Origin of the sequence: Granulicella sp. S156 (assembly GCF_009766105.1) — a bacterium.
Classification (GTDB): domain Bacteria; phylum Acidobacteriota; class Terriglobia; order Terriglobales; family Acidobacteriaceae; genus Granulicella.
Genome location: NZ_LMUH01000026.1, coordinates 950,860 through 965,244 on the forward strand (window position 1 = coordinate 950,860; position 14,385 = coordinate 965,244).

Consider the following 14,385-nt stretch of genomic DNA (forward strand, 5'->3'; position numbering starts at 1 on the left):
GACGCGGAGGTTTTGACGCGAAGCGCGAGACAAACGTCTGTGGCGCGCTTTGCGTCTGCGGAGGTTTCGCGGGGGACGCAGTGGCATCCGTGGCGTCCCCCGCGAAACCTCTGCGTCCCCTGCGTTAAAAACAACTGCTTCCAATCGCTAAACGGTTCCGTGTCTTCGACGTGAAACAGGTGGTCTCCTTGGGAAACCCACCCCAAATCGTGCGTAAAAAAACCATCTCGCCCCGAAATATTTCGCCCGAGCTTACGCGCCTCAAGAAAATTGTTGACAATCGTATTCTCTCGAATATAAGGTGGTGACGAGCACCTTTGACTTAAAGGAGATTTCACTATGCGCCAAGTTCTTGTAGCGACCCTTGTTCTGCTCCCCGTTCTGGCTCACGCCCAGGCCAGCACCGCGACCGGATCACTGCAGTCCACGCCTTCGGCGAACCTTCAGGCAAAGGTCGTCGTACAGCCCGTCAACTTTGTTCGTTCTGCAGCAACGCCCGCAGCCGCACCAGCACCCCCTGCAAGCGCTCCTCGCGACATCGTTCAGGCAGAGGTAGACCCGAACTTCGTTGAGAATCAGACGCAGCCAAGCGGCTCGATCGCCTATACCTTCGTCGGCAGTATCTCGAGTGAGCCGGTTGCTCCCAAGCTGATCCATGTGGTTGGAAGACAGATTCCTGTGAACCGCCTCACCGCCGATAACGACGTTGCGGTACGCTTCGTCGTCAGCCCGGACGGCGTTCCCGAGAAGCTGACCATTGCCAAGTCGGCAGGCGCTGAGATGGATAAGAACACGCTGGAAGCCGTTAGCCAGTATCGCTTCAAGCCCGCCACCTTGAATAACCGCCCTGTCGAGGCGGAGGTTACTGTCGAAGTTAAAGTCCAGAACCAGAAGTAGTAACCCTGTTCCCCCAGGCCCACGTGATGGTTTTATCGTCGCGTGGGCTTTTTGTTTTTTGGCGTCGGGGTTTAGACACTACTTGTCGTTGTTTGCTTTTCGTCGTCATGCTGAAGCGAAGCTGAAGGACCCCCGCATTTTGTGATGGCACCAATGCACTCGTGCCAGAACCAATGCGGGGGTCCTTCGCCTACGGCTCAGGATGACGACGAAAAACAAACAACAGCAAAGACAAATACAGGGGTCTCTTGATGCAGAGCGCGCCGCAAACGTCTGCATCGCGCTTTGCGTCAAGGGGTCTCTCCGCTACGGCGGCAAAGAACGCCGCCTTCGGTCGAGATGACAAGGTAGTGGTGGGTTGGGATGAAAGAGCAGAGGTCAGTCGAGAGAACGGCCTGCGATCAACACGCTATCAAGCCGCCCTACTCTTTATCTCTTCGTTCCAGCGCCACGGGCCGCTTCGGTTCGGGGCGGATTGCCTCGGCATTGTCGTGTGCTGCGGGGTGTACACCGAAGTCCCATATCCCCAGATTGACCTCATGGCCCGATAGAACTTCTACCAGGGCATATTCGCCAGGCTCCAGCGGATTGTCCGGCGTCAGTTTCAGCCAGTGCCCGCCCGGCAGCGGCTGCGTATGCACTTCGACAACATCCGGCTGCGGCTTCGATCCCAGCAGCTTGATACGGAAGCTGTTGAACACGCGTATGTCACCGCGAACTTCCAGGTGCTCCAGCACATAGCTGCTCGTCTCCGCGCCACCCGAGGGCGTTGCCCGGCCTGCGGCTCCGTGGGTGTCGACGGTGATAGCGCTCGAACCCGCGTCCTCCTCCGCATCGTCTGCTCCGACCCTGAGATAGATGACAGGCGTGGCCACATGTACTTGAATATCCGCGCGGTCGCCAGGGATGTCCAGGAGACGATGTGGGCTGGAGGATGGATTGACCTCCACCTTCAGAACGTTGTGCGCGGTCTCCTTGTTCAGGTCGCCGCCCTGCTGCTCCAATGGCACCAGCTCCGGGATGTTGTTGAAGGTGTCGAGCACCAGCACGCTGGTCTCTTCCGGCAAACGCAGGCTGGGAGCGACCTCCGGCGTGCGTGCGGCGCGATCGGCCTCTTCTTTCGCCAGCTCCGGACTCAACACTGGGCGCTGTGAATTGGAGGAATGCGCCGTATTGGGTCCATGCTCGCGCGCCCATTTTTCCGTCGCGGGAAGGTCTACCAGCGCAAGAGGAATGTCCTCCATCTCGCCATTGCGCTCCGCGCTGCGGTAGTGCACGACCTCTCCCGAGACCGTGTAGCTCAGGACAAGCTGATAGGTTCCATCTTTGAGGATGAGCCGTTTTCGTTGCGGGCTTTGCGCGTGCGTTGACGTTGCAGCTCCAGCCAGCAGAAGAGCCAGCAGAAGGAATCGGATGCCCCGGATACGAATTCCAAACGGAGTGTCAGTGGCAGCGATATTTCTCCTCCATCGATGCATCATCGCTTTATTAGACGCATTTTGGGAGATTCGTGCGAGGGGTCCATGCGAGGCTACGTTGTCTTTTCATCATGAACGCGACTGCGGGCAAACGGCCCGGGGCTAAAGCCCGATTCTTGAGTGGCTTTTATTCCGTAGCCTAAAGGCGATTGCCTCCCTTACCCTCCGTCTCCCTGACGCTGAAGCGTCAGGGTTCGCGCTGTACCAAGCCAGTCCACACACAGCGATGAATGGCTCGACGCCATCGCTCGCCAGCGTTATTACTTCCCTGCTGCAGGAGCTGTCGGCTTCTCTGCTACAGAAGCTGTAGTCGCCGGAGCCACATAGGGCGGTGGCGGTGTCTGGCCCTGAACGCGGATGGCCTCGTCGATGAGACCAAAGATGAACTCGATTGGGAGAGCGCCGTCGATCTTGTCTCCGTTGATGTAAAGGGTTGGAGTCGACTCCACGCCGAGCAACTGGCCCTGCTGCTGCGAGGCCTTAACCGCCGTGGTGTCCTGCTTGGCGATGCAGGCGTCCAGCTTTGCGGCATCGGCCTTCTGCAGCTTGCCCTGCTCACGAGTCAGCTTGTCGAGCTGCTCATTGGCGGCGGCCAGCGTCTTCTGGGAATCCTTGGCGTCAGAGGAGACGCCGATGTCGGAGGCGTGCGCGTGGATGCCGTCCACGAGATTCCAGTAGCCGACAGGAGACTGCTCCGCGAGGCAATCCACATCCACCGCCGCGCGCATCGCCCAGGGGTGCTGGTCGAGCGGGAAGTCCTTGTAGACGATGTGAACCTGATTGCCGTAACGGTTCGTGATGGCGGGAAAGATGCTCGCATGCAGAACGGCGCAATAGGGGCATTCGAGATCGTCGAAGCCGACGATGAGAACGGGCGCCGTGGCTGGGCCTCCGCGGGCTGGACGGCCATCGGCGGAGATAAGGTTGCGCGGGTCGGCGGAGATGTCGAACTTGGAGAACTGCGCCAGGGTCTTGCCGTCGGCCGAGATCAGAAAGTTGATAGGGCGCGAGGTCTTGCCATCCTTGCTGAAGGTGACATTGATGGCGCTATAGCCCGGAAGATCGGAGGCCACGGGTACACCAACCTGGATGGTTGCGCCAGGGGGAAGCTGGGCCTTCTGCCGCAACAGCACTTCAACACGGCGAGCCATATCGGGAGCAAGCGGCTTGCCTACTACGGGAGCAGTGACGGCTGGCGAAGCAGCAGGTGTCTGCGCGTGGCACCCAAACGTGGTCAAGAGTGAGGCGAAGAGGAAAACGGGGAGGAGGGAGGGCTTCAACACAATGGTTTGATTATCTCAGAGCCGCTCTATCCCACCCCGTTAGAGATCAGGCGACCGGTTAGTTGACCGTGAAGTGAAGCCGCAGCTCCAGGTTCTGCTCGTGGAACGATTTCGGCAGCGGCTGGAACTGGCCTTCGCTGGTGATCGAACCCCAGGCGGCTTTGTCGATCGCGACATCATGCGACGAGCCTTCAAGATGCATCGCGCTAATGCTTCCATCAGGGAGGATTGTCAAACGAATCGACACGTCACTCTGTTGGAAGGGTGGCAGATTGGCCCCCTGATTGAACGATGGCAGCCAGTGTTGCTTGATGTCTGCAGACAGATGCTTCAGATACAGATCAAGATTGGCACCGCCTGTGTTGCTCAGCAGATCAACACCCAACTGCAGATCTGAAGATTGCGGTGAGCTTGCGGATGCCGATGTCTGAGCATGAGCTGCGGCTATCGAACAGACACCCAGGGCGACGATGGAGAGCAGGTACGAGGGACTCTTCATGCCCTGAATGGTACGCCCGCGCCCACGGGGCGACAACAGAAAAACGCATCGGCAAACGGCCCACGCAAGACGCAATGCAACCTGCAGGTCTTGACGCAAAGCGCGACACAAACATTTGCATCGCGCTCTGCAACCTGCAGGTCTCTCCGCTACGGCGCAAAAGCGCGCCTCCGGTCGAGATGACAGATTTGAGGTAGATCCCTATAGGTCCCTAGAAGAGAGAAGTGGCGCGGCGCATATTGCCGGCACCGCCGATGTTGGCCAGGGTGAAGTTGAAGGTGTAGGCGCCTTCGTTGCGGACCGTGCCGAGATCGTACTTGCGGTATTCGATGGCGAAGCCGCAGCAGTTCCAGTTATAGCTGCTCTGCAGGGTCATGTACTGGGTGTCCCCAAGGTTGAGATCGATACCGACGCCCGCCGCGGCGGTGAAACCGGGTTTCGTGGGCGTTCCATAGCCGGCGAGAAAACGCATCTGCGAGAAGTTCGCAACGGCTGAGGTCGTCAGGCCTGTGACTTCGTTCGTGGAGGTGTCGATGATCTCGGTGATGGTGCGGCCGGGCGCGTTCAGGCGCGCAAAGGAGAAGCCGCCGAAGAAGGCCCCTTCGTGCGCGTCGAGGAGGATGTTCTGGCTGGTGAACTTCTTGGCTCCGGTATCGAGATCGAAGTCCCACTCGATGTCGGTATGGCTGGAGGTGCGGAAGCGCATGCGCGAAATGAGTGGCGAGATGTCGCGCGGTTCGGTGAGAAAGGCGATGCCGGAGAAGTCGAGCGTGGTATCGAAGATATTGCGCCGGTGGTCGATGACCGCGCCGCCGAAGTTGGAGTCGAAGAAGTGCTTCTGCGCGAGTTTCCAACTGAACCACTCCTGCTGTGGCGGAGTGGTAGCGGCGGGGGCGCAGGGATCAGGGTGGTGCGCATGGGTGCGAATGGGTTGATCGGGCGCGGTCGCAGAGGCATTGGGGATGCCGTTGGCGTCGAGCGTGGGCTTCTGGTCGAAACCGAGGTCATCCGTTTCGCTGCCTGGAGCGGAGATCGTATCCTGCGTTTTGTCCTCTGTGACGGGCTTTGCCGGGCAGCCGGGCTTCGCCGCAACGACCTTGGGGCGCGCCCGGAAGTAGAGGTGCTGGGTCACTCCGTATTCGACCTCGTTGGTGTTGCTGACGAGATCTCTATCGTCGAAGCGAAGGACGCCGAGAAAGTTATCGATGCCGCGAACATCGCGGTAGGTGAGGTCAGGCTCGATGGTATGGCGGACCTCTTTGCCGAGCAGCCACTGCCATCTCTCGGGCACCTCAAAGGTGCGCTCGATGGCGGGCGGGCGGATGTCGACCTTGAAGTCGACGTCGGCACGATTGACGGGGTCATTGAGTTCGATAGGCGTATCGTTGGGCCCGTAGGGGGTCTGGCGCGAACGCGTATAGGCGGTCTCCTCCACAGCCACGCTGGAGAGCACATGCCAGCCGTTGAAGGCCAGCGGCAGCGCCAGCTCAGGGCGGAGGTCGAGACGCTCCGTGAGGCCGGCTGTCGCGAAGTCCGGTTCCACACGCTTGAGAGCGGCGAAGGAAGAGGTGATGTTCCAGAGTAACGGCGTACCGGGAATACGACGGTCGAGACCGTCGAAGTCGATGGAGGGCGAATGGAAGATCTTGACCTCTTCGCCAGCTGTGGTGGCGGTGGGCTCGACCTTCAGACCTTCGTAGCGATCGAAGCGGCCGTCCAGCGAGAAGCCGTTGTGCTGGTCCGTGATGTAGACCGTGGACGTGATGTCGGTGCTGACTGCCTCGTTGAAGTTTGGCGTAAAGACTTCGCGATAGATGTAGGAACTGAGGTACTCGACATCTGCGACGACACGAACGTTCGTACTGAGCTGCCGGCGGTAGGCAACCGTGAAGTCCTCGCCACCCTGATTGTTATAGATGCCGTTATCGTCGACGAAGCCGCGGTCCTGCAGCGCGGAGAAGTGCGCGGTCAAGAAGTCGTCGCCAGGGCCGCGGTAACGGAAGGTGCCGTTCTCGGAGAAGCCGCGCAGGGAGTAGTAGAGCGTTCCGACGGTGAGATCCCGGGAACGGCCGAGCGTGAGGTAGGCCTGCTCGCCGATGGTGAGGCCTTTGGAACCGGTGTCCTTGCTGGCGCTGGAGTAGCCGAAGGCGGGAATCAGAAGACCGGACTGGCGTTCGTCTTCATCGGTAGGATGCGTGACATACGGCATGAAAAACAGGGGTATCCCAAGCAGCTTGAAGATCGAATTACTGGCGTGGGCCTTGCCACCTTTGACACTGAGCTTCCTGGCGGAGAGCAGCCAGTCGGGATTAGGCAGAAGGCACGAGGTCATCCAGCCGTCGTAGATCTCATAGTCCTGCGGTTCGATCTCGGCGACCATGCGGCCTCCGAAGAGAAACGGATTCGAGTTCTGGTAACCGGGCGCCCGGGCGCCGCCGCTCGAACCGAAGGCGGCGACGGACGCCGACGCCTTCGAAGAGGAGGGCTCGAAGGTTCTCTGCATCTCGACCGAGCCGGTGACGTCGTAGAAGCGGCCGGTGCCAGTACGCAGGTTGTAGGTTCCGTGCGAGGCCTCGATATGCTCGTTGTTGGCGCCGCCAATCAACTTCACATGTCCTGTGGCGTTGACCTCGCCGGTGGAACGGTCGTAGGTGACGGAATCCGCATACAGGGTGTGGTCGCGATAGGTGATGACGACGTTGCCGGAGGCCGCGTAGACATCGCCACTCTTGGTCTGTGGGTTGTCGGAATCCAGCGTGGCGCGGTCCGGCGGCTTGCCCGGAGAAAACGGCGTGGCGCGGGGAATCTGCGCCAGATCGAGCGGAGTTCCGCCCAGCACATTCTGCTGCGGTACCGGGGCTTCCGGCAGCGCCGCGGAGCTGGCGACAGATAGAGGTTCCTTATTCGCTACCTCCTGAGCCTGTAGATGTTGATGACCCAGGGGCGCGAGAATGGTAGTTATGAACAGAGGCACCAGTCGCATCGCTAGCCCGCGTTGCCGAGTTCGTCTGCCACCGAGGGCTTGAGTGAGACAGTCCACAAGTTTGAGCTTAGACGATTTCACGGTTGCAGGTCGCTGCCGGCAGATTAGACGAGCTCGAGAGGTGCGAAGAATTGGATGTCTCGTCGTAGGGCTGGGACGTTGGGAGTTTGGAATTGAGTATGAGTAGTGCGGCACAACATAACGAGATGGCTGAGGAGTTGGACTTTCAGGCCACGGGAACGGATAGCGGCAGCGGCTTAAAACAAGTTGTGGCCGAGCGGCTGGCCGCTCATCGGAATCGCCAGGCTGCGGCACAAGCCCTGGAAGTCGAACGGGAGCGTGCGACGGCTCAGATTCGCAATCGAGCGAAGAGCGGCGCCTCACGGGTACGCGAGGCTGTAGCCGCTCGCTACGAGCACAGTGTCAGCTATCGCGAATTTCTAGCCGTAGAGGCCGAACGCGCCGCGCAGCAGGCCCAGGCCGAAGCCGAGGTCGCCGCGCGTAACGCCAAAGCCGTCGCCGAAGCGCAGATGAAGTTGATGGAGGAGCTCGATCAATGGAATCAGCCTGAGCCGGAGTCACGGCTTGAATCGATGCCGGGCCCGCGTGAAGTCGTATTCGAAGCACAAAGAACCGAAGCCGCAAGGGAGAGGTCGAGCGGCGGCCTGACGGTGCGTCTGTACGAAAACATTGACGTGACTCGCACCGCACCGGTTTCGCATTCACAATCGCACGAGATCTTTGCAGAAGAGGCCGGCGAGCAAGAGCTCGATCAACTGGAGCAGGAGATTGAGTTTCGCCTGGCGCCGGAGTTCGAGCCGCATGTCATCGACGCGCTGCCGATCCCGGGCAATCTGATCGAGTTTCCGCGCCTGCTGGTGGCTTCGCGCAAGGCGCGTCCACGGCTGGCCGAGGGGCCGCTGCGCGAAGACGCTCCGGTTGAGCCGCAACTGCGCATCTTCGAGGTTGAGCCCGAACAGATTTCCATCGAGCCGGAGGCTGCAGAGTTTTCTGGTGCGCCCGAGTGGCAGGGATTGTTGCTGGACCCGGCCAAGGCTCGTGTCCACGCCGCCCCTGCGGCGGCGCAGCACCACTTTACGCTGCAGCCGCAGACCGCTCCGCTGGAGCTTCGGCTGATGGCCGCCGGAGTCGACGGCTGCTGCATCGGGGCGGCCTTTCTCGGCTTTGCGACGATCGTGGCCAAGCTGTCCGGGCCCAACCTTCGCGACCTCTCACTGCCCCTGCTGGGAGTCACGGTAGCCGGCGTGCTGCTGGCGCTGTTTGTGATCTACCAGATGCTGTTCTTCTCTCTCGCTGAAGCCACACCGGGCATGCGTTATGCCCGCATCGCACTCTGCACCTTCGGCGACGCGAACCCCTCCCGCAAGGCGATGCGGCGGCGTGTGCTTTCCATGCTGTTAGTGGCCTGCCCGCTGGGCATAGGGTTGGCGTGGTGCTTCCTGGACAACGAGCGGCTGGGTTGGCACGATCGTATGTCGAAGATGTATCAGAGAGCGTATTAGGGCAGGAAACAGGAAACAGGAAACAGGAAACAGGAAACAGGAAACAGGAAACAGGAAACAGGAAACAGGAAACAGGAAACAGATAGTTAGAAGGCAGAGGAACGTCTGTGGCAGAGGGGTATCGCGATTTAATTGTCTGGCAACGTTCCGTGCAGATGACGGTCGCGATATATCGGCTGACAGAAAATTTCCCGAAAGAAGAAGTCTACGGCTTGACCAGCCAACTTAGACGCGCTGGTGTCTCCGTGGCTAGCAACATTGCGGAAGGCTGGGGCCGGCAATCAGAGGGAGAATATAAACACTTTCTCGGAATGGCTCGCGGTTCCAACATGGAAGTACAGACACAACTCGTGATCGCCGCAGAACTGGCGATGGGCGACCAAGCGAAATTGAGGCTCGCCGAAGGACTGTCTCATGAGGTAGGCAAGATGCTCGTCTCCCTCATGAAAACAGTCTGAATCGGCGTTGCCTATTCCTGTTCTGGTTTTCCCTGTTTCCTGTTTGCTGTTTCCTGCTACTGAGCTGCCTCCGCCGGAAAGATCGCTCCCGCCTGGATCCACTGCGTTACCGTTGCAATGTCGGCGTCGGAGATTTTGCTCTTTGGTGGCATCGGCATGGGGTCGTTCGCTGGACCGGCGTGGTTGATGAGCTTGACCAGCAAGGATTGGTCGGCGTGCCCCGGAACGATTACGGCACCATCGTGCCCGCCCTTCAGTAACCCAGCCCTGGTATCGATCGTCAGGCCGCCGCGGTGGTTCCCGCCGCCGTGGCAGCTATAGCAGTTGGTCTTCAGAATCGGCAGCACCTTCTGGGTATAGAAGGCTTCGGTGTCAGGAGCAGGGTCAGCGGCTTGCGCGGCGACCGGGGTGGGACGCCAGAGAGCAGCACCCACAACGAGGCTGGCAAAGGCGAGGGAAAGCGCGGTGGCTTGCAGAGTCTTCGAGGTCGGCATCGTGCGTTAAATCTCCAGTCAGTAGCAGTCTTCTGTGGGTATAGCTATGGGTCTATCTAAAAGCCAGGGTCTGAATGCCACCTTCCCGCAAGGGAGATGGCGCTCGTCGAGTGTTCCCGGGGGACAGAAACCGAGACACTGCTCTAATTGAACCCACTGTATCGCGAAAATATGCGGACGCCAAAGTTCAGGGACGAAATCCAGGAACAACCGCGGCGAACCAGAGACGCTACTACCGTAGAGCTCTGTCGCCCGATAGCCTAAGAAAGCTCGGCGGCTTCGCGGCCACCTTATTGACAGAAGTCCCATGACGATGAAACAGCGACCGATCGCTGCCCCAACGTGCTGTTTGCACGCGAGGGGCTCCATGCGCGCGAAGGCGCTGCTGCTCGTCCTTGCCCTAGGGGCAGGCCTGGCTGCAGGATCTACCCGGGCCTTTGCCGCCACACATTCCACGCACCTGCGCCACACCGCAACCGTCCAGAGTGCCGGCTCCGCCGCGACGCAGGGCAGGATCGACTCCCGGAGACCCGCTGGCAAACGCAGCGGAAAACAGAGTGGCTCTGAGGCGTCGAAGAGTACGGGAAAGAATTCAGCCAAAGCCTCGACTAAATCCAGAGACACGCAGAGAGCGGACTCCACCGCCGGAAAGTCTCACGCTCAGAGCAGACGGCGCAAGAAGAGCGCGCCCGAGATGGTGGATGATCCAGTTGTGATGCACCGTGCAGGATCTCGGCAGAGAACTCGCAATGATTCCGCCAGCAGACGGCAGATCGCAGAGCGGCGCCCGGTTGAGACGCATCGCGAACCCGTACAGGAAGCACGTGCGGCTGCACGGCGAGCTCCGGCGGAAATCTCCAGCAGGCAACGCAGCAATCCTGCTCCGGAGTTGGCAGCTACACCCTCCTCCCCTCACGGAGCCTTCGCGCAGGGTGAGTCGCATCCGGACGATGACGAACGGCTGCCAATGCATAATGCCTCCGCCGCCATAGCGAGTGCGCAGCCTCCAGCACCGATTCTGCGTGCCGCACCGGTGGTTGCCCCTCTATCGATGGAAGCTTCCGTCGATGACGCAGACAAGCCAGAGGTTCTTGCCGCAGCCGAGCGGCCTACGCTGCGCTCGACGCCCGACGAGGTCATCCGGCCCATCGCTGTGCCGCTCTATTCGCGCGACGGAAGACTAATCGTTCCCGCGCCACTCAAGGGATCGCGCGAGATCCTCGTCCACCAGAACCAGATGGCCGACGCGGCCGGCCTCACGCGGATTCAGGACGACGCCGATCTGGACCGCATGCGCGCCCAGCATCTGCTCGTCGGCTTTCCAGATATGCCGGGCCTCGAGGTCAATGAAGAGCTTCCCTACAATCGCCGCTATGCTCGCCCCTGGACAGTGAAGTTTGCCACCGACACGGCGCGCGCGTTCTATGAACGCTTCCACGAGCCGCTACACCTGAACTCGGCCGTGCGCACGGTGTCCTACCAACTTCGGTTGCAGCGCGTAAACGGCAATGCCGCCGCCATCAACGGCGATGGCGCGTCTCCACACCTTACGGGGCAGGCCATCGACTTCGGCAAGCGTGGCATGAGCGTAGCGGAGATTGCGTGGATGCGCACTTACCTGCTGCCACTGATGCAAGCTGGCAAGGTGGACGTGGAAGAAGAGTTCCAGCAGTCCTGTTTTCATATCAGCGTCTATGGCAGCTATGCCCAGAGACGAGCGGTGCCCAAGTCTGAGGTGGCGCAGTTGCGCGGTGGGCGCGCTGGCGTGCAGGACGAAGAGGAGAGGTAATCAGGACCTACAAACGGAGCAGCTATGTCTACTCCGTTTGTAGGTCCCGATATCACTGTGCCACTTCTACCTGCACATTGACGGCTATCGATAGGTCCTGATCCCCGGCGGCTGTTGCGATGGGGGCCGCGCTGAGGCCGGCCATCATAAGCGCTTTAGGAGCACTGTATGCTGCTTTTGCGTAATCCAACGTGGCATTCTGCGGATCGACATCGATCTCTCTAACCCCTGCAATATGCGAGCCTGCCGCCTTAGCCACGGATGCGGCTTGTTCCATCGCAAGGTGCGTGGCTTCAACCGCCAGTTCCTTGCGGGCAGCGTCGACGTCTTCTTCACGGCTCGTGAAGACAACCTCACCCAACGTGTTGGCTCCCTGCGCAAGAGCTCCTGACATTAGATCGGAGACTTTGTCCGCAGGGCTGCGAAAATTCACGGACATAGTACCTGTGTATCCAACAATCCGGTCCGCCCTGCCCTCACTGCCCTTAGAACCATCAATTTTGGGCTCAATCGTTATCTGCCCTGTTGTAAGCCGGTCTGCGCCTTCCCGCTTGAGATAGGTCATAAGGCTTTGCGAACGTGTGGCCAATGCCCTGCTCACCTCAACCATAGTCACACCGTTCGTCTCGATGCCGACGCTCACGTCGGCGACGGTGTTGGAAAGGCGACGGTGTGCCATTGCATGGGTGCTGAGGATGCGAGGTTGCGGCTGTACACCGGATGAGCAGCCCTGGGTTGCAATGCACACAACCAACAAGCAAGAACTGCAAAGGATAGCGAACGGTTTCCGGTGCTTCTGAGGTGCTTTCATGATGTATCTCCTTGTCGGCCAAATTCTCCCGACTACAAAGAGAACGGAGTGCCTGGAGAATCTTGCAAGGAGATTTTTCTTTTTTCGATTACCGTTCTGGGCCCCAGGCTCGCGATATTACCCCTTCTTCTTAGGCACCTTCGCGCCCTTCTTGCGCGCCTCGGAGAGACCGATGGCGATGGCCTGTTTGCGGCTGGTGACTTTCTTGCCACTGCGCCCGCTCTTCAACTTGCCACGCTTCATCTCGCGCATCTCGGTCTCAACCTGTTTGCTGGCGGCTGGACTGTACTTGCGTGTGGACTTCTTAGCCGATGACTTCTTCGCGGCGGTTTTCTTCGCTGGAGTTTTCTTGCTTGCTGCCTTCTTCGTTGAGGTCTTTTTCGCGGAAGTCTTCTTTGCTGCTTTCTTCGTCGTTGCCATGTGGATGAAACCTCCCACAGCGTTGGAGCACTAACTCTGCCCCTTGCGTTGCCAGAAGCGGCGCGTCTTTACGGCGACGAAGAGAGCCACGATTGCGGCGGCGAGGCCAACGAGCAGCTCCTTGATGACTTCGGCAATCGAGTAGGTACGCTCGAGCGTTCCATTCTGCCACGCCGCGTACGTCGCATTCAGATCGTCCGCGAGACCGGGTATGGTGATGGTATTGAACGCTTGATCCTCAGAGTCCGACGGCGCTGTCGGCAAAGAGCCGAAGATTCGTTCAGGCTCCGGCTTCGCGCCTGCGCGGTCCTTCGGAATGGCAGCGATGAGAGCGTTGATCTCTGCATCGCGCGGGTCGTCGAAGAGCGAACTGTCGGCGGTGTTGGGAAAGAGTGTGACGTGGCCCGTCATCTTGTGCTCGATGGCGGAGACGCCGTCCTGGCAGACACCGAGCGCGTAGTAGCCGCCGAAGGGGAGCTCCGGCCACGCGGCGTGCTGGTGCATGTAGGCGATGGTCAGCAGCCCGGCGAGTCGCGTGACCTCAGCAGCATCCGCGCCGCGATACTCATGCGCGTTGCGCTTCAGTACCCAGGGCTGGTCGAGCGTGTCCATGGTGCGCCACTCGCTCTTGCCGTCGATGCCGAAGTAGTAGCTGATGTCGGCGTTGAGGTGCGGGCCGCGGATGTGCCACTCATACTCGGCATGTGAGACGGGGACGAGCAGCGGACGGCCGCCTGAACCGGGCACGACGATCTGCGAGTTCACCCAAAAGGGCATCATCACATCCTGGCCCTTGTAGTGGAAGTGTCCGAAGTTGGCGAAGTAGCGGGCATCGCCCACCGTGACATCGTGGCCGGTCGCCACCAGTGCAGCGATCAGGTCCTGGGGCGTATCGAAGGCATGGCCTTGCAGCTCGGCCACGAAGGGCGCAGTGCCCGCAAGCTTGTTCGCCGCGAGCCGGTTGAGGATGTCGGCGAGGCGCTGACTTTCGGCATGCTCCGGCGCAAGATCATTGGGCCCGTCGCCGCGTGTGACGCCTGCGCCGAGCGTGGTGACGATGCCGTCGGTGGTAAAACCAGGCAGCATGGAGGGCTGGTCGAGCGAGACGACCTCGCTCTTGTCAAGCGCATAAGGGCCAAGATCAAGGAACCGTTTGGCCTGCTCATCGTCCGCGGCGGTTGCGGGGGCGCTTGTCGCGGGAGAGCCAGGATGTACTGCGGCTGTGGCTTCGAGCTGAGGGCTCTTGCCTGCCACGTGGCCGACGACGCGCACCGTCGGGTTGATCTCCCTCATGGTCCAGCCAGGAAAGCGTTCAAGTCCTTGCCAGTCTTTGCCGAGGATGCGCTTGCGCAGCTCGTCGATGAGCTTCGGCGTCAGTAGCGCTGGGCCCTTCTTGCCGCCTTTGTCGATTTGCGCGAGAAGGGTGTCGGTGAAGCCTGGCTGTGCGGAGAGCTCACGCATCATCTGCGAGAGCAGAACTGTGTTCGGCGGCATGGGGGCCTCGGGAACAACATAAGGATGATGGCAACCGGTGGCTGTCATCAGAGTGCAGAGAAGCGCGAGCTTGCTCGTGGGACGCATGAAGGGATTAGACGCTATTTGCCAGGTGAAACGTTCACCGTCTCCAACATTGTCGTCTCAATCGAGAGAGTGTTTTTTAACGCAGAGGGCGCGGATTCCCTTAGGTCGTATCGACATATAGCTGGAGTCTAAGCCAGGCGCAGGCGAGAGCGGTACATGAGCGGAAGGC

The 14,385-nt window shown here is 60.1% G+C and carries 12 protein-coding genes; 4 read left to right on the forward strand and 8 right to left on the reverse strand.

Translation table 11 applies throughout. From position 1 onward, the window contains the following. Positions 1 to 339: 339 nt before the first annotated feature. A complete protein-coding gene (locus GSQ91_RS25500; protein WP_158824531.1) occupies positions 340 to 897 on the forward strand; it encodes an energy transducer TonB in 558 nt (185 codons plus the stop codon). Positions 898 to 1,319: 422 nt separating this feature from the next. Here the strand turns inward: GSQ91_RS25500 and GSQ91_RS25505 are convergent, their stop codons facing one another. The 4 genes from GSQ91_RS25505 to GSQ91_RS25520 all read right to left on the reverse strand — a co-directional run bounded on the left by GSQ91_RS25505 (position 1,320) and on the right by GSQ91_RS25520 (position 7,140). After that, positions 1,320 to 2,378, reverse strand: coding sequence for a hypothetical protein (locus GSQ91_RS25505; protein ID WP_254064876.1), 1,059 nt, complete (start codon positions 2,376 to 2,378; stop codon positions 1,320 to 1,322). A gap of 257 nt (positions 2,379 to 2,635) precedes the next feature. Then, positions 2,636 to 3,658, reverse strand: coding sequence for a thioredoxin domain-containing protein (locus tag GSQ91_RS25510; RefSeq protein WP_158824532.1), 1,023 nt, complete (start codon positions 3,656 to 3,658; stop codon positions 2,636 to 2,638). Between the two features lie 58 nt (positions 3,659 to 3,716). Continuing rightward, entirely contained in the window at positions 3,717 to 4,157 is a 441-nt protein-coding gene (locus GSQ91_RS25515) for a TonB C-terminal domain-containing protein (protein ID WP_158824533.1), read from the reverse strand. Between the two features lie 211 nt (positions 4,158 to 4,368). Beyond that, positions 4,369 to 7,140, reverse strand: coding sequence for an LPS-assembly protein LptD (locus tag GSQ91_RS25520; RefSeq protein WP_158824534.1), 2,772 nt, complete (start codon positions 7,138 to 7,140; stop codon positions 4,369 to 4,371). A 179-nt stretch (positions 7,141 to 7,319) separates the two neighbouring features. Between GSQ91_RS25520 and GSQ91_RS25525 the strand changes: the two genes are divergently transcribed. Continuing rightward, entirely contained in the window at positions 7,320 to 8,663 is a 1,344-nt protein-coding gene (locus tag GSQ91_RS25525) for an RDD family protein (RefSeq protein ID WP_158824535.1), read from the forward strand. Positions 8,664 to 8,770: 107 nt separating this feature from the next. Continuing rightward, a complete protein-coding gene (locus GSQ91_RS25530) occupies positions 8,771 to 9,121 on the forward strand; it encodes a four helix bundle protein (protein ID WP_158824536.1) in 351 nt (116 codons plus the stop codon). A gap of 56 nt (positions 9,122 to 9,177) precedes the next feature. On the opposite strand, the gene GSQ91_RS25535 is transcribed toward GSQ91_RS25530, so the two are convergent. Further along, a complete protein-coding gene (locus GSQ91_RS25535; protein WP_158824537.1) occupies positions 9,178 to 9,615 on the reverse strand; it encodes a c-type cytochrome domain-containing protein in 438 nt (145 codons plus the stop codon). A 367-nt stretch (positions 9,616 to 9,982) separates the two neighbouring features. Here GSQ91_RS25535 and GSQ91_RS25540 point away from each other — a divergent pair, with 367 nt between their 5' ends. Next, positions 9,983 to 11,404: a DUF5715 family protein gene (locus tag GSQ91_RS25540; RefSeq protein ID WP_158824538.1), complete on the forward strand. Its 1,422-nt coding sequence runs from the start codon at positions 9,983 to 9,985 to the stop codon at positions 11,402 to 11,404. Between the two features lie 52 nt (positions 11,405 to 11,456). On the opposite strand, the gene GSQ91_RS25545 is transcribed toward GSQ91_RS25540, so the two are convergent. From GSQ91_RS25545 to GSQ91_RS25555, 3 genes are all read right to left on the reverse strand, one after another. Further along, positions 11,457 to 12,083 carry an SIMPL domain-containing protein gene (locus tag GSQ91_RS25545; protein WP_158824539.1) on the reverse strand — a complete coding sequence of 209 codons (627 nt, stop codon included), beginning with the start codon at positions 12,081 to 12,083 and terminating at the stop codon, positions 11,457 to 11,459. Between the two features lie 249 nt (positions 12,084 to 12,332). Further along, positions 12,333 to 12,635, reverse strand: coding sequence for a DUF6496 domain-containing protein (locus GSQ91_RS25550; RefSeq protein WP_158824540.1), 303 nt, complete (start codon positions 12,633 to 12,635; stop codon positions 12,333 to 12,335). Positions 12,636 to 12,665: 30 nt separating this feature from the next. Then, positions 12,666 to 14,216: a hypothetical protein gene (locus GSQ91_RS25555; RefSeq protein WP_158824541.1), complete on the reverse strand. Its 1,551-nt coding sequence runs from the start codon at positions 14,214 to 14,216 to the stop codon at positions 12,666 to 12,668. Positions 14,217 to 14,385 lie beyond the last annotated feature (169 nt).